Source organism: Bradyrhizobium sp. SZCCHNS2022, assembly GCF_032377575.1.
Lineage (GTDB): Bacteria > Pseudomonadota > Alphaproteobacteria > Rhizobiales > Xanthobacteraceae > Bradyrhizobium > Bradyrhizobium aeschynomenes.
This window is the reverse complement of the sequence record NZ_JAUHHZ010000001.1, coordinates 4680001-4706700: the sequence shown is the minus strand read 5'-3', so window position 1 is coordinate 4706700 and position 26700 is coordinate 4680001. Positions and strand designations below refer to the sequence as shown.

Annotated in this window: 21 protein-coding genes, 1 rRNA gene and 1 riboswitch; of the genes, 13 read left to right on the top strand and 9 right to left on the bottom strand. The window is 65.3% G+C overall.

All coding sequences use genetic code 11. The features are described from left to right. Nucleotides 1-99: 99 nt before the first annotated feature. The 4 genes from ftsE to QXZ94_RS21120 all read left to right on the top strand — a co-directional run bounded on the left by ftsE (nt 100) and on the right by QXZ94_RS21120 (nt 3469). A complete protein-coding gene (gene ftsE, locus QXZ94_RS21135; RefSeq protein ID WP_006615648.1) occupies nt 100-759 on the top strand; it encodes a cell division ATP-binding protein FtsE in 660 nt (219 codons plus the stop codon). Continuing rightward, on the top strand, nt 752-1720 hold the full coding sequence (locus QXZ94_RS21130; protein WP_172183656.1) for a cell division protein FtsX: 969 nt from the start codon (nt 752-754) through the stop codon (nt 1718-1720). The genes ftsE and QXZ94_RS21130 overlap by 8 nt, the downstream gene beginning before the upstream one ends. Nucleotides 1721-1975: 255 nt before the next feature. Next, nucleotides 1976-2689: a YdcF family protein gene (locus tag QXZ94_RS21125; protein ID WP_315722040.1), complete on the top strand. Its 714-nt coding sequence runs from the start codon at nt 1976-1978 to the stop codon at nt 2687-2689. Between the two features lie 12 nt (nt 2690-2701). Beyond that, entirely contained in the window at nt 2702-3469 is a 768-nt protein-coding gene (locus QXZ94_RS21120) for a lysophospholipid acyltransferase family protein (RefSeq protein ID WP_315722039.1), read from the top strand. Nucleotides 3470-3475: 6 nt separating this feature from the next. Here the strand turns inward: QXZ94_RS21120 and QXZ94_RS21115 are convergent, their stop codons facing one another. Further along, complete coding sequence (locus tag QXZ94_RS21115; protein ID WP_409998761.1) at nt 3476-4075, bottom strand: gamma-glutamylcyclotransferase; 600 nt, start codon at nt 4073-4075, stop codon at nt 3476-3478. Between the two features lie 99 nt (nt 4076-4174). On the opposite strand from QXZ94_RS21115, the gene QXZ94_RS21110 reads away from it, so the two are divergent. Further along, nucleotides 4175-5359, top strand: coding sequence for a DUF2125 domain-containing protein (locus QXZ94_RS21110; protein WP_315722038.1), 1185 nt, complete (start codon nt 4175-4177; stop codon nt 5357-5359). A 2-nt stretch (nt 5360-5361) separates the two neighbouring features. On the opposite strand, the gene QXZ94_RS21105 is transcribed toward QXZ94_RS21110, so the two are convergent. From QXZ94_RS21105 to QXZ94_RS21095, 3 genes are read right to left on the bottom strand one after another with little or no spacing between them, the layout of a single operon-like run. Then, nucleotides 5362-6297: a prephenate/arogenate dehydrogenase family protein gene (locus tag QXZ94_RS21105; RefSeq protein ID WP_315722037.1), complete on the bottom strand. Its 936-nt coding sequence runs from the start codon at nt 6295-6297 to the stop codon at nt 5362-5364. Then, on the bottom strand, nt 6294-7391 hold the full coding sequence (gene hisC, locus QXZ94_RS21100; protein ID WP_315722036.1) for a histidinol-phosphate transaminase: 1098 nt from the start codon (nt 7389-7391) through the stop codon (nt 6294-6296). Before hisC ends, QXZ94_RS21105 begins: the two co-directional genes overlap by 4 nt. Nucleotides 7392-7432: 41 nt before the next feature. Next, nucleotides 7433-8266, bottom strand: coding sequence for a chorismate mutase (locus QXZ94_RS21095; protein WP_315722035.1), 834 nt, complete (start codon nt 8264-8266; stop codon nt 7433-7435). A 199-nt stretch (nt 8267-8465) separates the two neighbouring features. Further along, a riboswitch (SAM riboswitch) is annotated at nt 8466-8545 on the top strand. Between the two features lie 91 nt (nt 8546-8636). On the opposite strand from QXZ94_RS21095, the gene QXZ94_RS21090 reads away from it, so the two are divergent. The 3 genes from QXZ94_RS21090 (at nt 8637) to QXZ94_RS21080 (ending at nt 11834) form a co-directional block, all read left to right on the top strand. Next, nucleotides 8637-9851 carry a homoserine O-acetyltransferase gene (locus QXZ94_RS21090; RefSeq protein WP_315722034.1) on the top strand — a complete coding sequence of 405 codons (1215 nt, stop codon included), beginning with the start codon at nt 8637-8639 and terminating at the stop codon, nt 9849-9851. Nucleotides 9852-9854: 3 nt separating this feature from the next. After that, entirely contained in the window at nt 9855-10517 is a 663-nt protein-coding gene (gene metW, locus QXZ94_RS21085) for a methionine biosynthesis protein MetW (protein WP_315722033.1), read from the top strand. An 897-nt stretch (nt 10518-11414) separates the two neighbouring features. After that, nucleotides 11415-11834, top strand: a complete 420-nt coding sequence (locus QXZ94_RS21080; RefSeq protein WP_315722032.1) for a secondary thiamine-phosphate synthase enzyme YjbQ — start codon at nt 11415-11417, stop codon at nt 11832-11834. Nucleotides 11835-12313: 479 nt separating this feature from the next. Here the strand turns inward: QXZ94_RS21080 and QXZ94_RS21075 are convergent, their stop codons facing one another. Then, complete coding sequence (locus QXZ94_RS21075) at nt 12314-13174, bottom strand: alpha/beta fold hydrolase (RefSeq protein WP_315722031.1); 861 nt, start codon at nt 13172-13174, stop codon at nt 12314-12316. A 123-nt stretch (nt 13175-13297) separates the two neighbouring features. On the opposite strand from QXZ94_RS21075, the gene QXZ94_RS21070 reads away from it, so the two are divergent. Then, on the top strand, nt 13298-14203 hold the full coding sequence (locus QXZ94_RS21070; protein WP_315722030.1) for a LysR family transcriptional regulator: 906 nt from the start codon (nt 13298-13300) through the stop codon (nt 14201-14203). A gap of 64 nt (nt 14204-14267) precedes the next feature. Here QXZ94_RS21070 and QXZ94_RS21065 read toward each other — a convergent pair whose 3' ends face one another. After that, a complete protein-coding gene (locus QXZ94_RS21065) occupies nt 14268-14618 on the bottom strand; it encodes a DUF805 domain-containing protein (protein ID WP_172183666.1) in 351 nt (116 codons plus the stop codon). A 58-nt stretch (nt 14619-14676) separates the two neighbouring features. Beyond that, entirely contained in the window at nt 14677-15540 is an 864-nt protein-coding gene (locus QXZ94_RS21060) for an alpha/beta hydrolase (RefSeq protein WP_315722029.1), read from the bottom strand. Nucleotides 15541-15796: 256 nt separating this feature from the next. On the opposite strand from QXZ94_RS21060, the gene QXZ94_RS21055 reads away from it, so the two are divergent. Both QXZ94_RS21055 and QXZ94_RS21050 read left to right on the top strand, forming a co-directional pair. After that, on the top strand, nt 15797-16450 hold the full coding sequence (locus tag QXZ94_RS21055; RefSeq protein WP_172115594.1) for a TIGR02594 family protein: 654 nt from the start codon (nt 15797-15799) through the stop codon (nt 16448-16450). Nucleotides 16451-16781: 331 nt separating this feature from the next. After that, nucleotides 16782-18005: an IS4 family transposase gene (locus QXZ94_RS21050; RefSeq protein ID WP_315722016.1), complete on the top strand. Its 1224-nt coding sequence runs from the start codon at nt 16782-16784 to the stop codon at nt 18003-18005. Nucleotides 18006-18459: 454 nt separating this feature from the next. Here the strand turns inward: QXZ94_RS21050 and QXZ94_RS21045 are convergent, their stop codons facing one another. Then, nucleotides 18460-19245, bottom strand: a complete 786-nt coding sequence (locus QXZ94_RS21045; protein ID WP_315722028.1) for an MOSC domain-containing protein — start codon at nt 19243-19245, stop codon at nt 18460-18462. Between the two features lie 224 nt (nt 19246-19469). Here QXZ94_RS21045 and clpB point away from each other — a divergent pair, with 224 nt between their 5' ends. After that, nucleotides 19470-22109 carry an ATP-dependent chaperone ClpB gene (gene clpB / locus QXZ94_RS21040; protein WP_315722027.1) on the top strand — a complete coding sequence of 880 codons (2640 nt, stop codon included), beginning with the start codon at nt 19470-19472 and terminating at the stop codon, nt 22107-22109. A 95-nt stretch (nt 22110-22204) separates the two neighbouring features. On the opposite strand, the gene QXZ94_RS21035 is transcribed toward clpB, so the two are convergent. Then, nucleotides 22205-24259, bottom strand: a complete 2055-nt coding sequence (locus QXZ94_RS21035) for a M23 family metallopeptidase (protein WP_315722026.1) — start codon at nt 24257-24259, stop codon at nt 22205-22207. A gap of 801 nt (nt 24260-25060) precedes the next feature. Here QXZ94_RS21035 and QXZ94_RS21030 point away from each other — a divergent pair. Further along, nucleotides 25061-26549 (top strand): 16S ribosomal RNA (locus QXZ94_RS21030). The last annotated feature ends 151 nt before the right edge of the window (nt 26550-26700 follow it).

Here is a 26700-nt window from a genome sequence, read left to right as displayed (position 1 = left end):
ACGAACCGGAAACCATAACGGGCGCTCAATCGGGTCATCGTACCGCTGAGCTTGGAGCGTGCGGGCTTGCCGTGCACGCGGTCGAACGGAGCTGAGGCTTTGGTTCGGTTCGAAAATGTTGGGCTGCGCTATGGACTGGGGCCGGAGATCCTCCGCGACCTCAGCTTCCAGATTCCGGCCCATTCCTTTCAGTTTCTGACCGGCCCGTCGGGTGCCGGCAAGACCTCGCTGCTGAAGCTGTTGTTCCTGTCGCTGCGGCCGACGCGCGGGCTGGTCAACCTGTTCGGCTACGACATCTCGCTGCTGAGCAAGGAGGAGATCGCCGACCTGCGCAAGCGCATCGGCATCGTGCTGCAGGACTTTCGCCTGCTCGACCACATGACGACCTATGAGAACGTGGCGCTGCCGTTTCGCGTCATGGGGCGGGATGAATCGAGCTACCGCAAGGAGGTCATCGACCTCCTGAAATGGGTCGGCTTGGGCGAGCGCATGGATGCGCTGCCGCCGATCCTGTCGGGCGGTGAGAAGCAGCGCGCCGCGATCGCGCGCGCCGTGATCTCGCGTCCGCAGCTCCTGCTCGCCGACGAGCCGACCGGCAACGTCGATCCGACGCTCGGGCGCCGGCTGCTGCGGCTGTTCATCGAGCTGAACCGCTCGGGCACGGCGGTGATCATCGCAACCCACGACATCACGCTGATGGACCAGTACGAGGCCCGCCGGCTGGTGCTGCACCAGGGACGATTGCACATCTATGAGTAGCGTGGACGATCGCGGCCTCTTGGTCGATCTCGGCGAGGACCGCCCGCAACTGCCGGCGCAGGCGCGCATCGTGTCGCCGATCGTGCCACGGGCCTCGATTGCAGGCCGCGCGCTGGTCGCCGTGGTGGCGATCATGACCTTCCTGGCGTCGATCACCACCGGCGCCGTGCTGCTGGTCAGCGAGTCCGCGGCCGAGTGGCAGTCGGAGGTCGCCAGCGAGATTACGGTCCAGGTGCGTCCCAAGACCGGCCGCGATATCGAGCGTGACATTGCTCTCGTGACGGAGGCGATGCGGGGGCAATCCGGCATCGTCGAGGTCCGGCCCTTCACCAAGGAGGAATCGAGCAAGCTGCTGGAGCCGTGGCTCGGCAGCGGCCTGTCGTTCGAGGAGCTGCCGGTGCCGCGCGTGATCATCGCCCGGGTGCAGCCCGGAACCAGCTTCGATCTCAACGCGTTGCGCAATCGCGTGACCCAGGTGGCGCCGAGCGCCAGCGTCGACGATCATCGTGCCTGGATCGAGCGCATGCGCTCGATGACCGGCGCGACCTTGTTCGCGGGCTTCGGCATTCTCGTGCTGGTGATCGTGGCCACCATCATCTCGGTGTCGTTCGCGACCCGCGGTGCCATGGCCGCGAACCGGCCGATCGTCGAGGTCCTGCATTTCGTCGGCGCCGGCGACCGCTACATTGCCAATCATTTCCTGCGCCACTTTCTCCAGCTCGGGCTGGAGGGCGGCGTGATCGGCGGCGGGCTGGCAATGCTCGGCTTCGGGTTCTCGGAGTCGATCGCCAGCTGGTTCTCCGGGACGCCGGTCGGCGATCAGTTCGCGGCGCTGCTCGGCACCTTCTCGCTCCGGCCGCTTGGTTATGTGGCGATTGCGTTACAGGCCGTGGTCATCGCCGCGGTGACCGGCTGGGCCGCCCGCCGGACCCTGTTCGCGACCCTGGCGAGCATCGACTGATGGCAGCTTCTGTCCCCAGCCGCCTCAGTGTGGATTTCACTCGGCCCGAAAACCGCCTAGAATCGTCCGCGCCGGGATGAGGCAAGATGGGGTGAGCTGGGTCACGAACACGGTTGAGGGCGCGCGACAGGATCGGCGGCGAGCGAACGTGATCGGGATGCCGGCGAAACCCGTCTGCGCTCCCGGACTTGAACGACGGGATTGCGCGACGGCATGGCGCCGCGCGCGGGCAGGCAAGGAATCGCCAAGCGCAGCATGGGGTCTGAGACCGACGATAGCAGCCGCAAGCTACCGCTCCTCGTGGTGGTGGGCCGGACGTTCGCGGGCGTCGTGGCCATGCTCGCGGTCGGCTTCTTCGTCGCGGCCGTCGGCTTCATCGGTTTTCTGTCGCAGCTGCGCGGCGCCGAGATCAAGCCCGAGCGCAAGGCCGACGGCATCGTGGTCCTGACGGGAGGCTCCTCGCGGGTGTCGGATGCGGTCGAGCTGCTGGCCGGCGGCTATGGCCGCAGACTGCTGATTTCCGGGGTCCACCCCACCAACGAGGCCAGCGACATCACCCGCTCGCTGCCGGAGGCGCGATCGTTCATCAATTGCTGCGTCGATCTGGATTATTCCGCCATCAACACCCGCAGCAACGCGGCCCAGACGCGGCGCTGGGCGGCCGAACGGGGGTTCAAGTCGCTGGTCGTCGTGACGTCGAACTATCACATGCCGCGGGCCATCGTGGAGCTGTCGCATGCGATGCCGAGCATGGATCTCATTCCCTATGCCGTCGTCGGCGAGAAATGGCGGGATGAGCCGTGGTGGACCAGCGGACCGACCCTTCGCCTGCTGCTGTCCGAATATGCCAAATACGTTGCCGCCGAGGCCCGGCTGCGGCTCGCCGACCTCGGCATCGATCTGGTGCCCGAGAGCGAGCTGCCGACCGGCTCGGTGTCGCGCCGGCCGGCGACGGCGCAAGCCAATTGAACTGGGTTTCTGATGGTCTCGATCTTCCTGCGCTCGCTCCTGTTCAACATCCTGTTCTACCCGAACTTCGTGTTCTGGCTGCTGGTCGCGCTGCCGACCCTGGCGATGCCGCGAAAGGCGCTGCTGCGCGTCGCGAACTGGTGGGCGCAGAGCAACATTCTGTTGATGCGCGCCATCTGCAACATCCGCGTCGAATATCGCGGCGCCGAGAAGATCCCCAAGGGACCGCTGATCGTCGCCGCCAAGCACCAGTCGATGTGGGAGACGATCTCGCTGCTGCATTTCTTCGACCAGCCGTTCTTCGTGCTCAAGCGAGAGCTGCTGCGCATCCCGCTGTTCGGGCAGTACCTGGTCAAGGCGAACATGGTCGCGATCGACCGCAGCTCGGGCGCGCGCGCCTTGAAGCAGGTGATGCGGCGGGCGGCCGAGGAGGTGAAGCACGGTCGCCAGTTCCTGATCTTTCCGGAGGGAACGCGGCGCTCGCCCGGCGCGCCGCCGGACTACAAGGCCGGCGTCGGCGCGATCTATGTCGATTGCGGCGTGCCCTGTCTGCCGGTCGCGCTCAATTCGGGTCTGTTCTGGCCGCGCCGCACGTTCCTGCGCTATCCCGGGACCCTGGTGGTGGAGTTTCTCGATCCCCTGCCGCCGGGCCTGTCGCGGCATGAATTCATGGTTCGCGTCGAGAGCGTCATCGAGGATGCAACCAACCGTCTCGTGGCGGCCGGGCAGGCGGAGCAGGCCCAGCTGTTCGGCCGCGTGCCGGCAGAGGCGAAAGCCTGAAGCTCGCTATGCCTGATGTCCCGAGGCCGGGTGAAGCGAGTGACCGTCGTCGTGCAGCATCATCGCAAGCCGATGCAGCTGCGTGTCGCGAAATCCCTGCGCCTCGATCGCCTTCACCGTCGCGAGCACGTAGTCGCGGTTGGCGCCGGACTGGCCGTGACCCTGCCGCACATGGCGCAGCTGCTCCTGCGGCGACAGCCGGCCGGCATATTGCACATGGCCGCGATCGACCACATACACCAGCGCGCTCACCCGCTCGCGCGCGTCGTTCTCCAGCCACACCGATCGGGTCACCTCGCGATACACCGAGGTCACCTGCTCGCGCGCGCGCAGATACGCAATCGTCTCGTCGCGCTTGTTTTCGGCCACACGAAACGCAATGCCGCGACACGCGCCGCCGCGATCGAGACCGAGCACGAGGCCCGGCTTCTCCGGTGTTCCGCGATGGACGAAGGAATAGACGCACAGCGCGCGATGCTCGCCGATCAGGCGTGCGGGTACCTGCTGAACGAAGTCGAAGCCGGGGCGCCACATCAGCGAGCCATAGCCGAACACCCAGAGATCGCCGTGGGGAAGGTCGCGTGGGGAGAGGGTCATTGCGGACATGGCAGCGGAAGCCTAAGTGTGATGCTCGCGAATTGTTAACTTATGTACACAATCCGTGATCGCGGAATCGCCAAAATTGCTGCCCAAAGGGTGTCCTGCATGTCTCGTTTGCCACAAGCGCGCCGCAGGCGCCCGCTCTGGGGGCTGTTCCTTGCCCCCGCCCTGCTCCTGATCGCCGCCGTGGCGTGGAGCGCCTTCTGGTTCTTCGCCGCTTCGCAGGTCGATGTCCAGGCCGACGCCTGGCGCGCGCGCGAGGCGAAGTCGGGCCGCGTCTATGATTGCGCGAAGCGGTCCGTCACCGGTTTCCCGTTCAGGCTCGAGGTCCGCTGCGCCGACCCGAGCGTCGCCCTGTTCTCGCAGGCGGCCGGCACGCCCCTGATGAATGCCAAGCTCGACGAGATTCTGGTCGTCGCGCAGGTGTGGGACCCGCAGCGGATCATTGCGGAGTTCAAGGGACCGGCAACCATCGCTGATGGGCGCGGGCCGGCGTCCTATGCCGTCAATTGGAGCGTGGGGCAGGCCAGCGTTCGTGGCCTCCCCGGGCCGCCGCAGCGGGCCGATCTCGTGTTCGAGCAACCGACCGTCGACCGCATCGAGGGGGCCGCCGCCGTGCCTGCCGCGCGGGCCGATCACGCCGAATTGCACGGCCGGCTCGCCGAGGGCACGCCGTCCGACCATCCGGTGCTGGAGACGTCGCTGCAGATCGCGGGCGGCAGCATCCAGGGTGCCCATCCGCTGCTCGCCGAGCCGTTCAATGCCGACATCCAGGGCCGGGTCACGGGGCTGAAGGATTTCCGCCCCAAACCCTGGCCGGAGCGGTTTCGCGAGATCCAGGCGGCCGGCGGTCATGTCGAGATCGTCCAGGCGCGCATCCAGCAGGGCGAACTGCTCGCCGTGGCCGCAGGCACTCTGACCCTTACCGCCAACGGCAATATCGACGGCGAGGTGCAGATGACGGTGGCTGGAATTGAAAAGGTCATCCCGGCGCTCGGCCTCGACAAGATGCTCGAGAACGGCGTGCCGCAGGCGACGCTGGATCGCGTCGCGCCCGGCGTGAAGTCGCAGGACGTCAGCAATCTGATCGGGGCGCTCGACCGCGCCATTCCCGGCCTCGGCAAGGTGGTCAAGCAGAACGCCAATGTCGGTGTCGCCGCCGGGATCAATGCGCTCGGCAAGGAGGCCACGCTGGAGGGCCGCAAGGCGCGGACCTTCCCGTTGCGCTTCTCCGACGGGGCGGTGGTGCTCGGTCCGTTCAAGGTCGCCCGCGTCCCTCCGCTGTTCTGATCTCAGGGCTTCTTGAGCTGCGGCAGCGGCCGGCCGAAATCCGGCGCCGCCGAATCCTGGCCGATGTCGACGATGCCGCGGCGGATCGCGCGGGTGCGGGTGAAGTGATCGAACAGCGCCTCGCCGTCGCCTCGCCGGATCGCCCGCGTCAGCTTCGACAGGTCCTCGGTGAAGGTGCCGAGCATGTCGAGCACGGCGTCCTTGTTGCTCAGGAAGATGTCGCGCCACATCGTCGGATCTGACGCGGCGATGCGGGTGAAATCGCGGAAGCCGCCGGCGGAGAACTTGATCACCTCGGACTCCGTCACCTGCGCCAGCTCATCCGCTGTGCCGACGATGGTGTAGGCGATCAGATGCGGCAGATGGCTGGTGATCGCGAGCACGCGGTCGTGATGATCCGGCGTCATGATCTCGACCTTGGCGCCGAGTGCAGCCCAGAACGCGCGAAGACGATCGATCGCGCCGGCATCGACGCCGTCCGGCGGCGTCAGGATGCACCAGCGGTTGATGAACAGCTCGGCAAAGCCGGAGTCGGGGCCCGAATTCTCGGTGCCCGCCACCGGATGCGCCGGCACGAAGTGCACATTCGCTGGCAGATGCGGGGCCATGTCGCGGACGATGGCGCCCTTCACCGAGCCGACGTCGGAAACGACGGCGCCGGGCTTCAGATGCGGCGCGATCTCTGCCGCGACCGGGCCGCAGGCGCCGACGGGAATGCAGAGGATGACGAGATCGGCGTCCTTCACGGCGTCCGCATTGCTAGCGACGACGCGGTCGACGAGTCCGAGCTCGGCGACGCGGGCGCGGGTCTTCTCCGAACGCGCCGTGGTGATGATCTCGCCCGCCACGCCCTGCAGCCTGGCCGCACGTGCGATCGAGCCGCCGATCAGGCCGAAGCCGATCAGCGCTACGCGTTCGAACCGTCCGGCGACGCTCACCTCGCCCCCATGAAATCGCTGAGAGCCTCGATCACGAGACGGTTGGCTTCCTCGGTGCCGATCGTCATGCGCAGCGCGTTCGGCAGCTTGTAGTTGGCGAGCGCGCGCAGCACGAGGCCGCGGCGGGTCAGGAACTCGTCCGCCTCCACCGCGGTCTTGCCGTTCTCGGCCGGGAAGTGGATCAGCAGGAAGTTGGTGACGCTCGGCGTCACCTTGAGCCCGAGCTTGCCGATCTCCTCGGTGAGCAGGTTGCGCCACGTTTCCGTGTGCGTCTTCGACATCTGCTGATGCGCGGTGTCCTCGAGCGCCGCGACGGCTGCGAGCATCGCCGGCGAGGAGACGTTGAAGGGCCCGCGAATACGGTTGATGGCGTCGACGATGTGCGCCGGGCCGAACATCCAGCCGACGCGAAGCGCGGCGAGGCCGTGGATCTTGGAAAAGGTGTGCGTGACCACGGTGTTCTCGGTCGTCGCGACCAGCTCGATGCCGAACTCGTAGTCGTTGCGCGAGACGTAGTCGGCATAGGCGGCGTCGAGCACCAGCACGACATGCGAGGGCAGGCCGGCACGCAGCCGCTTGACCTCGTCGAACGGGATATAGGTGCCGGTCGGGTTGTTGGGGTTGGCGAGCCACACCAGCTTGGTGCGCGGCGTCACCGCGGCGAGGATCGCGTCGACGTCGGTGCGATACTCCTTTTCGGCGGCGACCACGCTCTTGGCGCCGCAGGCCATGGTCGCGATCGGATAGACCAGAAAGCCGTGCGTGGTCGAGATCGCCTCATCGCCCTGGCCCAGGAAGGTGTGGGCCAGCAGGTTGAGGATCTCGTCGGAGCCGGCGCCGCAGACGATGCGGTCGGGGTCGAGGCCGTAGGTGCGACCGATGGCCTCGCGCAGCACCCGCGAGGTGCCTTCAGGATAATCCTCGAGATGGCCGGCCGCGCTCTTGAATGCCTCGATCGCCTTGGGCGACGGACCGAATGGGGTCTCGTTGGCCGACAGCTTGAAGACCTTGCGGCCGGGCTCCGGCTTCGGGCTCTTGCCGGGCGTGTAGGGCGCAATATCGAGGATGCCGGGGTTCGGCACGGGACGGGACATCGTCAACTCCGGAGAATGCTTGGGAGGGGCGCAAGGCGGCCTCAGCTGGGAACCGTATAGCGTTTCGCGTGGCCGCCGACGAGGGCTGCGGAGCGTACCGAGGCGCCTGCCGCGATCAGGGCTGCCTTGATTTTTTCGAGGTTCGCGGGCGCCTCGATCGACACCAGCAGCGCAGCGCCGTCGAAAGCGGTATCGGGCACCGCGATGACGTCGGCGAGCGGCGACAGCGCCCGCGACACCTGGGCGTTCCAGCCGGACACGCGGATGCTCCAGGTCTCGACCTCCAGCACCAGCGCATCGTCGGCGACACGCGACACCGCGAACACCGGCAGCGCCGCTGGATGGTCGGCGCGCTCGATGAACGGCAGCCGCGCAATGATCTTCGGTGCGCCCACGGGCTCCAGCGTGATCCACCACGGCGTATGGCCCGACGTCGTCGACACCAGCGCGAGATCGCCCTTCGAGCGCGCCACCGCCTCGACCGCGGCCTGGGCGCTGAAATGGGCAATGTAGGGCACCACGAAGCCGAAATGGAACCGGGCGGAATCGCGCATTGCGGATTCGCCGACCGACACATCGGCATGCACCGAGAACGGCGCCTGCACATAGGTGAAGGTCGAGACGATCACGCGCCAGATGCCCTCGACCGTGTCGAGCGGCAGGATGCCGCGATGCCGCTGCACCAGCCGGCGCATCATGTCGGCCTCGCGCGCCGGGCGGAACGCCGAGCCGACCTCCTGGGTCTTCTTGACCTTGATCAGCCGGTCGATGATGTCGGCCCGGTTCATCAGCAGGTGATGCACCTGCTCGTCGATCGCGTCGATCTCCTTGCGCAGGTCGGCGAGCGAGGGCGGGGCGGGCGGCGGGTTCGACATGGTCCGTGTCACTCTTCGCGAGGCCACGGGGAAACGCGCGGCCACAAGGAACGGATGCCGTTCTCTCCGATGCGCCGGGCCCGCGCAACAGCAAGTTTACCTTGTGCTGCCTAGGCTTGCCCCGACTGCAGCGGTGGGGCGCCCGAGCGGCGGTCAACCCCAGCTTGCCTTGACGAAGAGCGCCCGCGGGACTAGTTTCTGCCCGTTCCGTGGTCATTTGAGCCGGCCGGCTTGCAGCCACGTTAAAAAACTCGCTAAACAGGCCGGGGACGTTATCGATCCCGGCCGAACCCCAGTTCAGGCCGGGTTTTTCATGGCCTGATATGTCACGTGGTTCGGGAGCTCCGGCGGAATGGCCGGGGTGAGAGACATGACAGGCCTGACGCCGAAATCCACCTCCGCATTGCGCACGATTGCGCCGGAAGAGCGTTCGCACGAGGTCGACCATCCGAGCTCGCTGGTCGCGCAGTTCGGCGCCGACAAGCCGCTCAAGCTGGATTGCGGCGTCGACCTCGCGCCGTTCCAGATCGCCTACCAGACCTATGGCGAGCTCAACGCCGACAGATCGAACGCGGTGCTGATCTGCCACGCGCTGACCGGTGATCAGCATGTCGCCAACCGCCATCCGGTCACCGGCAAGCCCGGCTGGTGGGAGACCTTGGTCGGTCCGGGGCGGCCGCTCGATCCGGCGCGCTACTTCATCATCTGCTCGAACGTGATCGGCGGCTGCATGGGTTCGACCGGGCCGGCCTCGTTGAACCCGGCGACGGGCAAGGTGTGGGGCCTCGACTTCCCGATCATCACCATCCCCGACATGGTGCGGGCGCAGGCGATGCTGATCGATCATCTCGGCATCGACACCCTGTTCGCCGTGGTCGGCGGCTCGATGGGCGGCATGCAGGCGCTGCAATGGACGGTGGCCTATCCACACCGCGTGTTCGCGAATCTCGCGATCGCCTGCGCGACACGGCACTCGGCGCAGAACATCGCCTTCCATGAGCTCGGCCGCCAGGCCGTGATGGCCGATCCGGAATGGGATCACGGCCGCTATGCCGACAAGGCCACGCATCCGCATCGCGGCCTCGCGGTGGCGCGGATGGCCGCGCACATCACCTATCTGTCGGACGCCGCGCTGCATCGCAAGTTCGGCCGCCGCATGCAGGACCGCGAGCTGCCGACCTTTTCGTTCGACGCCGATTTCCAGGTCGAGAGCTATCTGCGCTACCAGGGCTCGTCCTTTGTCGAGCGTTTCGACGCCAACTCCTATCTCTATCTGACGCGCGCGATGGATTATTTCGATATCGCCGCGGATCATGACGGCGTGCTGGCGGCTGCCTTCCGCGGCATCCAGACCCGCTTCTGCGTGGTGTCCTTCACCAGCGACTGGCTGTTTCCGACCTCGGAATCGCGGGCGCTGGTGCATGCGCTGAACGCGTCCAGCGCGCGGGTGTCGTTCGCCGAGATCGAGACCGACCGGGGGCACGACGCGTTCCTGCTGGATGTGCCCGAGTTCTTCGAGATCGCCAGCGCGTTTCTCGATTCCGCGGGCAAGGCACGTGGCCTCAACGCCGCGAAGGGGAGCTGAGCCATGAGCCTGCAGGGTGTGCTGCCGCTGAACGGCTTTTCCGGTGGCGAGGTGCTGGCCTATCGGCCCGATCATCTGCTGGTCGCCGGCATGGTCGAGCGCGGCTCCAAGGTGCTCGACATCGGCTGCGGCGACGGCGACCTGCTGCAACTGCTGGAGAGCCGCGGCATCGACGGCCGCGGCATCGAGCTGTCGCGCGAGGGCGTCAACCATTGCGTCGCCAAGGGGCTCGCGGTGGTGCAGGGCGACGCCGATACGGACCTCGTCGATTATCCGGACGACGCGTTCGACTACGTGATCCTGTCGCAGACCTTGCAGGCGACGCGGCAGCCCAAGGTCGTGCTGGAGAATCTGCTGCGCATCGGCCGCCGCGCCATCGTCACCTTCCCGAATTTCGGCTTCTGGCGGCTGCGCCTGCAACTGCTCGTCGGCGGCCACATGCCGCGCACGGACAATCTGCCCTTCACCTGGTACGACACGCCCAACATCCATTTCTGCACCATCAAGGACTTCGTGCAGCTCTGCGACGAGATCGGCGTGAAGATGGAGCGCGCGGTGGCGCTGGATAGTTACGGCCGTCCGCTGCGCGTCGCGATGCCCTGGTGGTTCTGGAACATGTTCGGCGAGCAGGGGGTGTTTCTGCTGAGCCGGGCGGAGAGGCGGTAGGGGTACGTCCTCTTGCCGATGGTGCGTATGCCGCCGAAGCGACGTCATGCTCGGTTGTCGTCCCGGCGAACGCCGGGACCCATAACCACCGGTGGTCATGGGACGATGACTCGCAGTTGCGTCTCACCGATAGATCACGCGGTATGGGTCCCGGCGTTCGCCGGGACGACAGTTAAGCGCTGGGCGAGCGGTTGTCCGCCCCTGACTTGCGCACGATGATACAACTCATCACTGGCGAGCCGTGGGGCTTGTCGCGTTTCACATCTCAAACAGCCGAAAGCATGACGCGCCGATCCCGCAGCGCATCCGCGCCCGGGCTCTGCGTCAGTCATCGCCTCCGATAACGCAGAGGCGCAGGGAAGGCCGGATGCTGGCCGCACCCATGGCCCGCCTGCGAGAAAAAATGCAGGCGGCAGGTACCACAGGTACGAGCCGGAACACCCGGCCTTCCCTGCGCGATGGTTGTACGGCTGCTTCGCGTTCTCCCTGGTGCGCCGGGCTTTCTGGCCACCATCGTCGGCGACATTCATCGCCAACTTGATCCTAGCGTCGGAGGATCAGGACCGCGCGACTTGACCGTGCGCATCGAGATTGTTCGTCCGCGCGAGAAACCCCACGCGCAACCCGACACGCCCACCGCATCCCACCTCAGCGTTCGTGACGACCGCGATACGCCCCTTGCTGTGAGGCGGGACGGCCGGAAATCTGCGCTTGATTTGCCCGTCGGTGCAAGTGCGGACCATGCGACAAACTAACACGACGGGCAGTTTGTGCATGGCGCGCCTGCGGGAATTGCCCGTCGTGCAGACAGGGACGCTGACGTCGCATTGCCTGCTCGACGTCGACCCTGCGATCGCTAGAATGGCGAGCCGTGACCCAACGTCAGAGGACGCGCTCATGAAATCCTTCCGCAAGGAGCTGTGGTTCGACATCCCCGGCCGGCGCGCCTTCATCAACATCACGGGTGAGGTCGAAGCGGCGCTCAGGGAGAGCGGCGTGCGCGAAGGACTCGTCCTGGTCAACGCCATGCACATCACCGCATCGGTGTTCATCAATGACGACGAGAGCGGGCTGCATCACGACTACGAGCAGTGGCTGGAGAAGCTGGCACCGCACGAGCCAGTTTCGGGCTATCGCCACAACCGCACCGGCGAGGACAATGCCGACGCCCACATGAAGCGGCAGATCATGGGCCGCGAGGTCGTGGTGGCGATCACGCAGGGCAAGCTCGACTTCGGCCCGTGGGAGCAGATCTTCTACGGCGAATTCGACGGCGGCCGCCGCAAGCGGGCGCTGATCAAGATCATCGGAGAGTAGGTGATGTCATGAGCACCGGTCGTCATTGAGAGGAGCGAAGCGACGAAGCAATCCAGGGGTTACGCGTAAAGTCCTTCCGTGTGACCCCTGGATCGCTTCGCTGGCGCTCGCGATGACGGAGGGGCGACGACAGCCTCCGCTGTCATGCCCGCGCAGGCGGGCATCCAGTACGCCGCGGCCTCTCGGGGACATACGGCGATCTCGGAATACTGGATCGCCCGGTCGAGCCGGGCGATGACAGCTGTGGTGGTGCGGCCGGCTTCGCCGCGGCCGTCATTGCGAGGAGCGGAAGCGACGAAGCAATCCAGGGACGACGCGTGAAGTCTTTCCGTGTAGCTCCTGGATCGCTTCGCTGGCGCTCGCGATGACGGGGGAAGGTGGTGACAGCCTCCGCTGTCATGCCGACGCAGGCGGGCGTCCAGCTTGAGACCGCGCGTGTCGCCTGCGGACATGATGGATGACGTCGACGTCGGCGCCGCCTATCCGGCGAAAACGGCCTTGATCTCCGCGGCGACCTTCGGCGCGTTTTCGTCGAGCACGAAGTGGCCGGAGTCGAGCCAGACCAGCTTCACGTCGGAGAGGTCGTTGAGATAGGCGCGGGCACCGGGCGGGATGAAGAACGGGTCGTGCTGGCCCCAGATGATCAGCGTCTTCGGATTGTGGACGCGGAACGCGGCCTGCCACTGCGGATACAGCGCGACGTTGGTCTTGTAGTTCTCCAGCAGATCGAGCTGATAGTCCTGGGTGCCCGGACGGTCGAGCAGGGCCTGGTCGAGGATCCAGTTGTCGGGATTGACGGCCTCGGGATCCCTCGCGCCGACCAGCCACTGGAATTTGGTGCCGTCGAGGCTGAGCAGCTCACGCGCGGGCGCCTCGGTCTCAGGTGTGCGCTTCTCCCACAGCGGCAGCAGCACCTTCTTCGGCGCCTCGCCGACGCCCTCCATATAAGCGTTGGTGTTTTGCAGGATGAAGCCCTTCACGCGCTCGGGTCGTTGCGTGAACAGGCGGAAGCCGACCGGTCCGCCATAGTCCTGCATGTAGAGGATGTAGGAGTCGAGGCCGAGCACGTCGACGAGGCCTTCGACATGGGCGGCGAGATTGTCGAATGTATAGGCGAACTCGCTGCGATCAGGCGCGTCGGAATGGCCGAAGCCGATGTAGTCGGGTGCGACGAGGTGGAAGCGGTCGGCCAGCGCCGGGATCAGGTCACGAAACATCTGGCTGCTGGTCGGCAGGCCGTGCAGCAGCAGGATGGTCGGGGCGGTGGGATCGCCAGCCTCGCGGTAGAACACCTTGCGGCCGTGAACGGTCGCGGTGCGGTAGCGGGTCTTGGTGGTCATAAGGGTCTCCTGGTCAGAGGGCGGGGGCGTTTGCCGCCGTTGCAGCGAGTTGTATGCCTTCCAAGAATCGGCGGAAGTCGATACGATCAGGAGGTTGCCTCCCGAAAATTGAAAGGGCCCTGCTTGGATCGCCTGGATGCGATGTCCGTGCTTCTCGCTGCCGCTGATGCCGGCAGCCTGTCGAAGGCCAGCCGGGCGCTTGGGCTGCCGCTGGCGACCGTCAGTCGCAAGGTCGCCGAGCTCGAGGCGCATCTGAAGGCCTCGCTCTTGATCCGCTCGGCCAAGGGGCTGGAGCTGACGCCGGCGGGGCGATCCTATGTCGCGGCAGCGCGCGTGATCCTGGAGCAGGTCGCCGAAGCCGAGCGCGCCGCGAGCGGTGAATATTCCGAGCCCAAGGGCGATCTGGTCGTGACGGCGCCGATCATGTTCGGCCGGCTGCATGCGCTGCCGGTCGTGACGCGCTTCCTCGCGGCCTATCCCGATGTCGCGGTGGATCTCGTGATGACCGATCGTGTCGCGCACTTTCTCGACGACCAGGTCGACGTGGCGCTGCGCATCGGGCAGCTGCCGGATTCCAGCCTGATCGCCACCCGGCTCGGCAGCGTTCGCCATGTGATCTGCGCCAGCCCGGATTATCTCGCCGCCAACGGCCGCCCGGTGCGGCCGGACGATCTGGCACGGCACAGCGTGATCTCGTTCCAGAGCGTGTCGGTGCCCGGCACCTGGCGGTTCGAGGTCGACGGCGCCGAGATCGCCGCCGGCTTTCGCGCGCGGCTCGGCGTCAACACGATCGATGCGGCGATCGAAGCCGGCCTGTCGGGGGCAGGGCTGGTGCGGGCGCTGTCCTATCAGGTCGTGGACCACGTCCGCAGCGGCCGGCTTCAGCTCGTGCTCGACGCCTTCGAGCCGGCGCCGCGTCCGGTGCATCTCGTCTATGACGGCCAGACCCGGTTGCCGCTGAAGCTGCGCGCCTTCGTCGATTTCGTCGTGCCGCTGCTGCGGCAGCGATTGGTGGAGGCGGCGATTTGAGGCTCGTCAAGGCGAGGCAGGAGAGATCGTCATGGATATCGGGAGCACTTCGGCGCGCGGCGAGTCACGATAGCCCGCTGGACACGCCGCGCGCAGCGATAAAGCGGTTCGGCCCGTCAGTCCCACGGAGGAAGCCCAGCTCGATGAACAGCGTGATCTGTCCAACGAAGGGTATCAGGCCGACCAGTTGATACCAACCCGAGCGACCGCGGTCGTGGCAACGCTTCGCGCCGATCGCCAGAGTTGGCCACAAGGCCAGGAGAGACAAGCCGAGCACGGCATTATTGAATGCGAGCGGCGGCACAACGGCGACCACCACAAAGAACGCGAATGCGAGCGGCAGGACGAGGCCGAGCCAGTACGCTGATCGGCTGACCCGCCCGTCGAATGAAAACAGGAAACGCAGCAATCGCATCACGCTTCAGCAGCCGTCACTTGTTTGTCGCAGAACGCGAAGAGCCACAGCCATCTCGTCATCCCGCCATCGATCTCGGATCGCGCTGTCCCCACCGGCCGGCCTCCACCAGGGCGATGAAGCGCTCGACGGCCTCGTTGAACAGCGCCGGCTCCTCCAGGTTCAGCACATGCCCCGACTTCGGGAAGACCATCAGCCCCGAGGCCGGCAGATGCCGCTTCAGGAACAGGCTGGGCTCGATGCAGGCGTCGTCCTCGTCGCCGCAGATGATCAGGGCCGGGGTGGGCACGCGGCGGATCGCGTCGGCCATGGTGTAGATCGACGGCCTCGCGCCTTGAAAGCCGCGCATGGTGTTGGCCGAGCCCTTGGCGTCGTGGCGGGCCAGCGCGGCGTAGAAGTCGGCGTGGCCGCGCGGGTCCTTGACCAGGAAGGGGATGCGGCCGGGGGCTTCGCGCGTCACCTTGGCGGTCTCGGCTGAGCCGAGCGTCTCGAACTGCTCGGCGGTGGCGCGGCACTGGGCGCGGAAGGCTTCGAGCTGCGCGAGGTCCGAGCCGGAGCCGACCCCGGCCAGCACCATGGAGCGGATGCGATCAGGCGCGTTCAGCGCCACCTGCAGCGACGAGTAGGAGCCCATCGACAGGCCGACGAAATGCGCGCTGTCGATGCCGAGGTGATCGAGCACGGCCAACGCGTCGGTGGTGAAGTGCACGTAGCTGTAGAGGTCGGGCGATGGCGGCACGTCCGAGGGCGTATAGCCGCGGGCCGAGTAGGCGATGCAGCGATGGCGGCGTGCGAGGTAGCGCAGCTGCGGCTCCCAATTGGTGTGGTCGGCCGCGAACTCGTGCAGGAAGAGCAGCGGCGTGCCCGTGCCGGCCTCTTCAAAATAGAGGCGAACGCCGTCTTTCGCCGTCGCATGGGGCATTCTCAGCTCCTCCCGTTTCGCGTGCCGGAGCATGACTGATCGCGCGAGGCGCGACAATCGGTGGTCCGTCCGCCTGATTTTGGCCGCAGAATAAGCCCGGAATCACCCTCTCGTCGCCGGTTTTTCGCCGCCAGTCGTCATGGTTTGGTCACACGGCGACTTTTTACGGACCCCGCTGGCGGCTTGCAGAGGGGCCGCGCTGAGGACCAGGGGGTGCCAAGTCAGGGTACTGGGGGAAGTAACAGAAGGATTGAGTATGGTTGTGTCTACCCTTCGCCGGTCGCTTCATATCGTTGCGCTGACCATGTGCTCGGCAGTGATTGCCGCCACCGCAACACCGGCTTCGGCCCGTCCGCATCACGGCTCCGGGCATCATGCCCACCGCAGCCACGGCGGCCATCACTACGCTCGGCATCATCATCACCGTCGCTCCGCCGCCCGGCTGTCGCGCTGGGAGCGCGGCGTGGCGCGGATGCAGGTCACCGGCGTCGCCGACGCGCAGGCCAGCCTCATGATGCCTGGCTCGGCGTCCGACGGCATGGCGTCGTCAGGAGGCTTCGGCGGCAGCACGGTCGTCTCTGCGGCGCGCAGCTTCATCGGCGGCGGCAATCCCACCGGCCGGCGCAGCCTGTGGTGCGCGCGCTTCATGAACATGGTGCTGGAGCGCACCGGCCATCGCGGCACCGGCTCCGACATGGCGCGCTCCTTCGCGAGCTATGGCCAGCGCGTCTCCGGCCCGCAGGTCGGCGCCATCGCGGTCATGAGCCGCCGCGGCGGCGGTCACGTCGGCGTGGTCTCGGGCGTCGATGCCCAGGGCAATCCGATCGTCATCTCCGGCAACAATGGCGGCCGCGTCCGCGAGACCGCGGTGTCGCGCGGCCGCGTGTATGCGTATGTGATGCCGAACTGATAGGTCCGGCTTTCTGGACGAGGGCGGCACCGCCCGTGCGGCTGCCCCTCACCCCAACCCTCTCCCCGTAAGAACGCTAGGGTTTCTACACGTCTTGCGCGACAGATTGACTCGGGTTGTCATGATGTTGCGCCGTCTATGCCTGTTGTATGATTCTGTATCCGACGCTTTGATTTGAAGGAGCGTTGGAGATGCAGCGAGAGCCGGATTTGTCATTGGGCGAGTTTGGCGACGTGCGCCTCGATAAAAGGGGGCGGCGTTCGTCCAGGCTATGCTTTGTGCGCGCAGCGTCTGCCTGCGCCAGATGGCGCGGGGTGACTGGGCCGCGTACATGGCGTACTGGCGGTTCGTGAACAATCCGCAAGTCACGATCGATCGGCTGATTGAGGGCTGGAGCAGGCAGACGGCGGCCGTCGTCGGTGGACGGCATGTGCTGGCGATCCAGGACACCAGCGAGGTCAAGTTCCAAACGCAGCGGGGACGCCGGCGCGGACTGGGCAAGGTCGGCAAAGGCAATGCCCGCGGTGTGCTGCTGCATGCCATGATGGCGGTTGATGCCGACAGCGGAGCTTGCCTCGGTCTCACCGGTGGCGAGGTGTGGACGCGCCGGGGCAAGGTTAAGGTCCCTCACGACCAGCGGGAGTTGGCCAACAAGGAATCGGCGCGCTGGGTAACGACGGCCGAGCAGGGCTGCGAGGTTCTTGCTGCAGCGCGCATGATCACCGTTGTCAATGATCGCGAAGGGGAGTTCTTTGCGCATTGGGCGTTGACGCCTGGCGACAACGTCCACCTGCTGACGCGAGCCATGCACGATCATGCGCTGGCTGACGGCAGCACGCTCTATCAAGCCGTAGAGCGAGCGCGCTTCTGCGACAAGGCGGTGATCGACCTTCCGCAGCGCATGGATCGCCGCGCTCGCCAAGCCCATCTCTCGCTGCGCTTCGGAACCGTCGAGCTCAAACGGCCCGCGCGACCCGGCATGAAGGGGCTGCCTGAGTCCGTGAAGATCGGCTTCGCGGAAGTCGTCGAGCTGCATCCTCCGAAGGGCGCCGAGCCCGTTCATTGGCTGCTCTTGACCACTCATTCGATCGCCAAGGCGGCCGATGCCTGGCAGATCGTCTCCTGGTACAAGCTGCGCTGGATCATCGAACAGCTCTTTCGCTCGCTGAAGAGCCAGGGTCTGGGTATCGAGGACAGCCAGCTCGAAAGCGCCCAGGCCCTGATCAAGCTGGTGGCGATCGCTACCAAAGCGGCGTGTATCGTCATTCAGCTCGTTCAGGCCCGCAACGGTGGTCAACAACTGCCGATCAAATGCGCCTTCACACCCGAAGAAATCGAAGTGCTGGCCGCCATCAACAAAACCATGAAAGGCAGGACCAAGCTTCAGGAGAACCCGCATCGACCCAACACCCTCGAGTGGGCGGCATGGATTATCGCAAAGCTTGGGGGATGGACCGGCTACGCCTCGCACCGGCCTCCCGGGCCAATCACCTTTCACAACGGAATGACCCGCTTCCAAATCCTCGTTGCCGGCAAAGCCCTCCAAATCGTGTAGAAACCCTAGCGTAAGAACGGGGCGAGGGAGCGCACCGTCGGTGCGGGGGCATGGCGGGTCGAACGCTCGTGTTCGAGATCCAGTCGTCAGTTCTCGATTGAATATCAGGATTAGTTGCGGCGTCATGCGGCGACGGCGTTTCGCCCTTCGCAATTAACCCGACACATCTCGGCTCGGCAGGTGCAACCTCTCCCCGCTCTTCGCGGGGAGAGGTCGGATTGCGCAGCAATCCGGGTGAGGGGCATGGCACATGCGTGGCCCGGATCGCCGGTCCATCGGACGGGCAAGGCTCTTCCGCATGCGTTCGAGGTCTCGCGGTCACGTACGAACAGGATCAGAAGATAGAGGCGTTCGCGGTGACAAGCGGCACCGCTCGTGTGGCTGCCCCTCACCCCAGCCCTCTCCCCGTGAAGAACGGGGAGAGGGAGCGCACTGTCCGGGCTGTGAGAGCGAGCTAAACCAGCCGCGGCTGCTCCACCGCGAGTTCGTCACCGACCGCGACATCACCCGCCTCGATCACCTCGGCGTAGATGCCGCATTCATTGTTGCCGCGGGCCTGCATCAGCGCGGGCGGGATGTCGAGGTCGCGCGCCGCGGTGTCGGGATCGACGTTGACGGCGGCACAGCGGGTGGTGGTCTTGACGACCTTCAGACGTGCCGCGCCGATGCGCAAGGTCTCGCCCATCAGCGTTGCCTCGTGCCAGGCCGGCCAGCCGGTGACGTAGATGTTGGCGCGGAAGCGCAGCGGGTGCACGGTCGCGCCCACCAGCTGCTCGATCTCGGCGACGGAGGCGAGGTTGATGATCGAGACCACCTTGCGGGCCAGATCCGTGAAACTGTAGCCGTCGCCCGACAGCAGTTTTGGCGGGCCGCGCAATTCGTCGGCGAATGCGGTCGCGAAGAAGCGCTCGATGGCGGCGCGCCCCTCCGGGCTTTCGAGATCGCCCTGCGCGACGATCGAGCCGTCCTTGCGGATGGTGAGGATGTTGGTCGCGTCCTCGAACAGCGTCTTGAAGCCGGCCAGCCGCTCGTTCCGCATCAGCATCAGATACGCCGTCTTCGGCTTCCAGACCGGGGCCTCCGGGTCGAAGCCGGTCGGGCCGTTCTCCAGCGCATAGCGGCGATCGGCCGGCAGCGTTTGGCCGACCCGCAACGGGGCTGTCTGCTGTGGTTCCGGAGTAAGGCCCTTGACGGGATAGCGGTACAGGCCGGTGATGCGGGCAGGAGAAGTCTGGCTCATGGCGGGGTCATAGGAGATTCCCGTCGCCGCGGCCAGGGCACACGAATTTGTGAAGCAGCCCCTTCCGTTTTCGGGCCGCCTTCCCACATTTCTTCTCAAGCCGGACGCAAGCCGGCGACGTGGATTGGCGCGGCGTTGACGGACGTCAACATGCGCAGACCGAAACCCAATGAAGATGCTGGAACCGTGCCTTCGGGGCGTCACAGCAGGCTGAGGGAAACATCATGAATATCGACAAATATACCGAGCGCGCGCGCGGGTTCATCCAATCGGCGCAGTCTCTGGCGGTGCGCGACGGCCATCAACAGTTCTCGCCGCTGCACCTTCTCAAAGTCCTGCTCGACGATAGCGAGGGACTCGCGGGCGGCCTGATCGACCGCGCCGGCGGCAACTCGCGCGCGATCCTCAAGGCGACCGAAGACGCGCTGAACAAGATGCCGAAAGTGTCGGGTAGCGGCGCCGGGCAGATCTATCTCTCGCCAGAGCTGGCGCGCGCTTTCGACGCGGCGGAGAAGGCGGCCGAGAAGGCCGGCGACAGTTTCGTCACCGTCGAACGCCTGCTGCTCGGGCTCACGCTGGATGCCAAGAGCGAGACCGGAAGCATTCTGGCCAAGGGCGGCGTCACTGCGCAGAACCTCAACGCGGCGATCGAATCCTTGCGCAAGGGGCGCACGGCCGACTCGGCCACCGCCGAGAATGCCTATGATGCGCTGAAGAAATATGCCCGCGACCTGACCCAGGCGGCGCGCGACGGCAAGCTCGACCCGGTGATCGGCCGCGACGAGGAGATCCGCCGCACCATCCAGGTGCTGTCACGGCGCACCAAGAACAATCCCGTGCTGATCGGCGAGCCCGGCGTCGGCAAGACCGCGATCGTCGAGGGCCTCGCGCTGCGCATCGTCAATGGCGACGTGCCGGAGAGCCTGAAGGACAAGCGGCTGCTGTCGCTCGATCTGGGCGCCCTGATCGCCGGCGCGAAATATCGCGGCGAGTTCGAGGAGCGGCTGAAATCCGTGCTCCAGGAGGTCACAGCCGCCGAAGGCACCTTCGTGCTGTTCATCGACGAGATGCACACCCTGATCGGCGCCGGCAAGGCCGACGGCGCGATGGATGCGTCGAACCTGCTGAAGCCGGCGCTGGCGCGCGGCGAGCTGCACTGCATCGGCGCGACCACGCTCGACGAGTATCAGAAGCACGTCGAGAAGGACGCCGCGCTCGCCCGCCGCTTCCAGCCGGTCTACGTCACCGAGCCCACCGTCGAGGACACCATCTCGATCCTGCGCGGGCTGAAGGACAAATACGAGCAGCATCACGGCGTGCGCATCACCGACTCCGCGCTGGTGGCCTCCGCCACCCTGTCGAACCGCTACATCACCGACCGCTTCCTGCCGGACAAGGCCATCGACCTGATGGACGAGGCGGCGGCGCGGCTGAAGATGCAGGTCGATAGCAAGCCCGAGGAGCTCGACTCGCTCGACCGCGAGATCATCCGGCTCAAGATCGAGCAGGAGGCCTTGAAGAAGGAGAGCGATCTCGGCTCCAAGACCCGGCTGCAGGCGCTGGAGAAGGAGCTTGCCGACCTCGAGGAGAAGTCGGCGTCGCTGACCGCGAAATGGAGCGCCGAGAAGGACAAGCTGTCGAACGCGCAGAAGCTGAAGAGCGAGCTGGATGGCCTGCGCATCGAGCTCGCCAACGCGCAGCGCCGCGGCGAGTACCAGAAGGCGGGCGAGCTGGCCTATGGCCGTATCCCCGATCTCGAGAAGCGGCTGGCCGACATCGAGGCCAAGGAGACGAGCGGCGAGATGATGGAGGAGGCGGTCACCGCCAACCACATCGCGCAGGTGGTCTCGCGCTGGACCGGCGTGCCGGTCGACAAGATGCTGGAGGGCGAGAAGGACAAGCTGCTGCGGATGGAGGACAGCCTCGGCAAGCGCGTCGTCGGCCAGTTCGAGGCCGTGCATGCGGTCGCGACCGCCGTCCGTCGTTCGCGCGCCGGCCTGCAGGATCCGAACCGGCCGATGGGCTCGTTCATGTTCTTGGGTCCGACCGGCGTCGGCAAGACCGAGCTGACCAAGGCGCTCGCCGAGTATCTGTTCAACGACGAGACCGCGATGGTCCGGCTCGACATGTCCGAGTACATGGAGAAGCACTCGGTGTCGCGGCTGATCGGCGCGCCTCCCGGCTATGTCGGCTATGACGAGGGCGGGGCGCTGACCGAGGCCGTGCGGCGCCGGCCGTATCAGGTCGTCCTGTTCGACGAGATCGAGAAGGCGCATCCGGATGTGTTCAACGTGCTGCTGCAGGTGCTCGACGACGGCCGCCTGACCGATGGCCAGGGCCGCACCGTCGACTTCCGCAACACGCTGATCATCATGACCAGCAATCTCGGCTCCGAGTTCCTGGTCAATCAGCCGGAGGGCGAGGATACGTCCGAGGTGCGGGAGCTGGTGATGGGCACGGTGCGCGGGCATTTCCGGCCCGAGTTCCTGAACCGCGTCGACGAGATCATCCTGTTCCACCGCCTGCAGAAGAGCGAGATGGGCCGGATCGTCGAGATCCAGTTCTCGCGGCTCCAGAAGCTGCTGGAGGAGCGCAAGATCACGCTGTCGCTGGATGGCGATGCGCGCGACTGGCTCGCCGCCAAGGGCTGGGACCCGGCCTATGGCGCGCGTCCGCTGAAGCGGGTGATCCAGCGCAGCGTGCAGGATCCGCTCGCCGAGATGATCCTCGCCGGCGACATCAAGGATGGCGACAAGGTCGCCATCTCCTCGGAAGGCAACGTGCTGACCTTCAACGGCAAGGCGCATCGCACCGCCGAGATCGCGACGTTCGAGGCGCCGATCCCGAAGCGCAAGCTGAACTGATCGGCCGCTGACCGAGCACACCAATCGAAACGGCCCCCGCTGAGCCATCAGCGGGGGCCGTTGTCGTTGGAGACCTCTCCAAGAAAGCTAGCGTCTTAACGGCTCACCTGGATCGGGCCGGCATCCGACATGCGCGAGGCGCCGTTGCCGCGGCCGGCCATCATCTGGTCGACGCGGTCGCGCTCCTTCTCGAAGCCGGCCATGATCTGGCCTTCGAGCGAGCGGCCGCGCGGCAGCTTCACGCGCATCGGGTCGACGAAGCGGCCGTTGACGAGGATTTCGTAGTGCACGTGCGGGCCGGTCGACATGCCGGTGGAGCCGACGAAGCCGATGACCTGGCCCTGACGGACGCGCTTGCCGGGCTCCATGCCCTTGGCGAAGGCGGACAAATGGCCGTAGGCCGTCTCGTAGCCGTTGTTGTGCTTGATGCGGATGTACTTGCCGTAGCCGCCTTCGGTGCCGACCTTCTCGAGCACGCCGTTGCCGGAGGCAAAAATCGGCGTGCCGTAGGCGGTGGCCCAGTCGACGCCGGTGTGCATCTTCACATAGCCCAGGATCGGGTGGCGGCGGCCGCCGAAGCCGGAGCGCATGATGGCGTTGTTGACGGGCTTGCGGACCAGGAACTTCTTCGCGCTCTTGCCGGTCTCGTCATAGTAGTCGACGACGCTGTCGTCGGGGGTCTGGAACCGGTAGTATTTCTTGGTCTCGCCGCCGACCGTCAGCGAGGCGAACAGCACCTCGCTCTTGTCGTTGTTGCCCGGCTTGTCGTCGTCGTCGCCGGCATAGAACACGTCGAACGAGTCGCCCGGCTGCACCTTGCGCTGGAAGTCGACGTCGTAGGAGTAGATCCGGATCATGTCGTCGATGACAGGCGTCGGCACCTTGTTGCGCATCGCCGTCTCGTAGATGCTCTGGTAGAGGCGGACGCCGGTGCCGTCATCCTCGTCGTCATTGGTGTTGTCGGCGGTCTCGGTGACCGTATTCATGCTCTGCACGTCGACCGCGACGTATCTACCGAGGTCCGACAGCGCGGCGACCGCTTCGATCATGCTGTCGTTGGCGACGATGACCCGAACCGGCTGCAGCCGGGCGCCGGGGGCGGGGCTCGTCGGCGCCATCAGGATGCGCAGCTTCTCGCCTTCCTTCAGGCCGCCATCGCGGCCGCGGGCGCCGAGCTGGGCGGCGATCGCCCTGGCCTCGTCGGGCGTGGCGCCCTGATCGCGCAGGATCGAGGCGACGGTGTCGCCCTTCTTGACCAGGTGCACGCGCTCGCCGAGCGGGTTTCCGCCGGTGATCTGGTCCTTGGTCTTGGGCAGCAGGGTCACGTTTTCCGGCACCACGCGGGTCTCGAAGCCGGCATAGGGATCGGGCGAGCTGCCGTCATTGGCGTAGGACAGCTTCAGATCGCCGCCTTGCGCGCCGGCGGCGTCGGCCGCAGCGTTGGCGAGCGACGCATAGCGCACGCCGCCATTGTTGCCGCGCCAGTTCGCCGCGTCGCGCACCCGCATGACGATCTCGTCCAGCGCCACCGAGGCTGCGATCTTCGCCTTCGGCAGCACGGTCGCGAGATCCTTGGTGACGAAGGACACCTCGGCGTCGGGCTCGACGGCCGCAGGATTGTTGGGATCCTCACCGGACCCCGCCTTGTCGTTGTCGGTATCGGTGAGCAGCCGTTGCGCGTTGAATGGCGGAATCTTCGACGACAGATCGCTCGTGGTCATCGAGAGATTGCCCGAGATCCGCACATAGGGACGGACACGGATCACTTCGCGCGTTCCGGCGCGGGTCACGGTCGAGACACGCACGACATTGCGTGCGGCGGCCGCTTCGCTCGGCGGCGGCAGGCGGTCGCTCTTGCGCAATGTGGCGACACGGTCATTGGCGCCAAACGCGCCGCGCAGCGCGCTCTCCATCCGCTCCGGCATGCGCGCGAAGGTCAATTCGCCGTCGAGCGATGCGAAAACGGCGCCGCCGATCAGGGCTGCGCCGCAGAGACCGGTCAGAATCGTGCCCGAGAACCATTGAACGGAGACGCGGCGGCGGTCGATCACCGCAGCCTCGGAGCCATCGACCGATAGCGGCGGCTCATGCCCGAGATCGATCATGCCGATCTCGCGCCCAATCCCCCCGCGTGACGTCCGATGGTTCAACCTTCGTCCCCCAAGTTCAAAGTCAGCACCGAGATCACTCAGCTGCCGGTTGGCGTACCGTCCAGGATAAACGGCTCGGAATGATGGCGCGCTTCTGACGGTTCGAGACATCTGGGCCAGGAGGCCGGACGCCGCAAACCGCTATTGTTCTTCAGGATCTCTCGATGTCGTCTCGGCCGTCTGAGTCAGGCGAAGGGCTCGCCATTTCCTTGATCTGGATCATCCTTGAATCGATGGCGTCCCCGCTGGACCCAAATCAACCCAGGTCGATGCTTAACAAATCGTCGCAGGATTGTGGCCCAAGTGGGGCACGATGTCCGCAAGAAATCGGGCTTCCGTAGGGGCACGGAAAAAAATCACCCGATGCGACGATTTCATGAAAATGGTCGTTGACACCCCGATCGGCTCCCCCTATACACCCGATCACTGAGCGCGGCGCCGCTTCGGGACACACCGAGGCGAGCATTCGCGCCGATACTGCTCCTCACTTCGTTGAGTGGTGCACAACCGGTAGAACCCGGTTGCCCATCGCCGTCGAATAAGGTTGCGGAACTCCTCCGAGAGAGGGTGGGACCGAGGTCCCGGGCTGTTTGACAAGTGAAGATGAAGAAAGAGAAACGTGGACGGCGGAGTCCTTGCGGGTCTCGGGATTGAGCTTCGGCTTGGTTTCGAGATCGGACGAGAAGACTTCGGCGGACAATGTTTCAAAGGTAACACCATGGTTTTCGCGCTGTGAAGCGTGGAGATCGATTGGTGGGACCTCGTCAAACGTTGTGATCAGCCGGTTCAAAGCTTCAAGTTCAACTTGAGAGTTTGATCCTGGCTCAGAGCGAACGCTGGCGGCAGGCTTAACACATGCAAGTCGAGCGGGCGTAGCAATACGTCAGCGGCAGACGGGTGAGTAACGCGTGGGAACGTACCTTTTGGTTCGGAACAACACAGGGAAACTTGTGCTAATACCGGATAAGCCCTTACGGGGAAAGATTTATCGCCGAAAGATCGGCCCGCGTCTGATTAGCTAGTTGGTGGGGTAATGGCCCACCAAGGCGACGATCAGTAGCTGGTCTGAGAGGATGATCAGCCACATTGGGACTGAGACACGGCCCAAACTCCTACGGGAGGCAGCAGTGGGGAATATTGGACAATGGGGGCAACCCTGATCCAGCCATGCCGCGTGAGTGATGAAGGCCCTAGGGTTGTAAAGCTCTTTTGTGCGGGAAGATAATGACGGTACCGCAAGAATAAGCCCCGGCTAACTTCGTGCCAGCAGCCGCGGTAATACGAAGGGGGCTAGCGTTGCTCGGAATCACTGGGCGTAAAGGGTGCGTAGGCGGGTCTTTAAGTCAGGGGTGAAATCCTGGAGCTCAACTCCAGAACTGCCTTTGATACTGAAGATCTTGAGTTCGGGAGAGGTGAGTGGAACTGCGAGTGTAGAGGTGAAATTCGTAGATATTCGCAAGAACACCAGTGGCGAAGGCGGCTCACTGGCCCGATACTGACGCTGAGGCACGAAAGCGTGGGGAGCAAACAGGATTAGATACCCTGGTAGTCCACGCCGTAAACGATGAATGCCAGCCGTTAGTGGGTTTACTCACTAGTGGCGCAGCTAACGCTTTAAGCATTCCGCCTGGGGAGTACGGTCGCAAGATTAAAACTCAAAGGAATTGACGGGGGCCCGCACAAGCGGTGGAGCATGTGGTTTAATTCGACGCAACGCGCAGAACCTTACCAGCCCTTGACATGTTTGGGACCGGTCGCAGAGACGTGACCTTCTCTTCGGAGCCCGAAACACAGGTGCTGCATGGCTGTCGTCAGCTCGTGTCGTGAGATGTTGGGTTAAGTCCCGCAACGAGCGCAACCCCCGTCCTTAGTTGCTACCATTTAGTTGAGCACTCTAAGGAGACTGCCGGTGATAAGCCGCGAGGAAGGTGGGGATGACGTCAAGTCCTCATGGCCCTTACGGGCTGGGCTACACACGTGCTACAATGGCGGTGACAGTGGGAAGCTAAGGGGCAACCCTTCGCAAATCTCAAAAAGCCGTCTCAGTTCGGATTGGGCTCTGCAACTCGAGCCCATGAAGTTGGAATCGCTAGTAATCGTGGATCAGCACGCCACGGTGAATACGTTCCCGGGCCTTGTACACACCGCCCGTCACACCATGGGAGTTGGCTTTACCTGAAGGCGGTGCGCTAACCAGCAATGGAGGCAGCCGACCACGGTAGGGTCAGCGACTGGGGTGAAGTCGTAACAAGGTAGCCGTAGGGGAACCTGCGGCTGGATCACCTCCTTTCTAAGGATGGCTCTTCAGTCTGGTCTTCGGATCACGATCTTCGGATCGCGTACTATCGAGCTGTTTTAGAAACATCAGGGACCAACACGATCGCCAGATCGGGTTGAGTTCCATTGGCGGGATTTCGCCGTCTTCGTTTCTCTTTCTTCGC

Bases quoted from the DNA above. Each gene is read 5' to 3' on its own strand.
- QXZ94_RS21095 (WP_315722035.1), bottom strand. From the start codon at position 8,266: ATGTCGAACCCGCCGCCCGCCCCGCCCTCGCTCGCCGACCTGCGCAAG.
- QXZ94_RS21130 (WP_172183656.1), top strand. From the start codon at position 752: ATGAGTAGCGTGGACGATCGCGGCCTCTTGGTCGATCTCGGCGAGGAC.
- QXZ94_RS21055 (WP_172115594.1), top strand. From the start codon at position 15,797: ATGGTTGTGTCTACCCTTCGCCGGTCGCTTCATATCGTTGCGCTGACC.
- QXZ94_RS21115 (WP_409998761.1), bottom strand. From the start codon at position 4,075: ATGTCCGCAATGACCCTCTCCCCACGCGACCTTCCCCACGGCGATCTC.
- QXZ94_RS21080 (WP_315722032.1), top strand. From the start codon at position 11,415: ATGAAATCCTTCCGCAAGGAGCTGTGGTTCGACATCCCCGGCCGGCGC.
- QXZ94_RS21075 (WP_315722031.1), bottom strand. From the start codon at position 13,174: ATGACCACCAAGACCCGCTACCGCACCGCGACCGTTCACGGCCGCAAG.
- QXZ94_RS21050 (WP_315722016.1), top strand. From the start codon at position 16,782: ATGGCGTACTGGCGGTTCGTGAACAATCCGCAAGTCACGATCGATCGG.
- clpB (WP_315722027.1), top strand. From the start codon at position 19,470: ATGAATATCGACAAATATACCGAGCGCGCGCGCGGGTTCATCCAATCG.
- QXZ94_RS21110 (WP_315722038.1), top strand. From the start codon at position 4,175: ATGTCTCGTTTGCCACAAGCGCGCCGCAGGCGCCCGCTCTGGGGGCTG.
- QXZ94_RS21045 (WP_315722028.1), bottom strand. From the start codon at position 19,245: ATGAGCCAGACTTCTCCTGCCCGCATCACCGGCCTGTACCGCTATCCC.
- QXZ94_RS21065 (WP_172183666.1), bottom strand. From the start codon at position 14,618: ATGCGATTGCTGCGTTTCCTGTTTTCATTCGACGGGCGGGTCAGCCGA.
- QXZ94_RS21120 (WP_315722039.1), top strand. From the start codon at position 2,702: ATGGTCTCGATCTTCCTGCGCTCGCTCCTGTTCAACATCCTGTTCTAC.
- QXZ94_RS21090 (WP_315722034.1), top strand. From the start codon at position 8,637: ATGACAGGCCTGACGCCGAAATCCACCTCCGCATTGCGCACGATTGCG.
- metW (WP_315722033.1), top strand. From the start codon at position 9,855: ATGAGCCTGCAGGGTGTGCTGCCGCTGAACGGCTTTTCCGGTGGCGAG.
- QXZ94_RS21125 (WP_315722040.1), top strand. From the start codon at position 1,976: ATGGGGTCTGAGACCGACGATAGCAGCCGCAAGCTACCGCTCCTCGTG.
- QXZ94_RS21060 (WP_315722029.1), bottom strand. From the start codon at position 15,540: ATGCCCCATGCGACGGCGAAAGACGGCGTTCGCCTCTATTTTGAAGAG.
- hisC (WP_315722036.1), bottom strand. From the start codon at position 7,391: ATGTCCCGTCCCGTGCCGAACCCCGGCATCCTCGATATTGCGCCCTAC.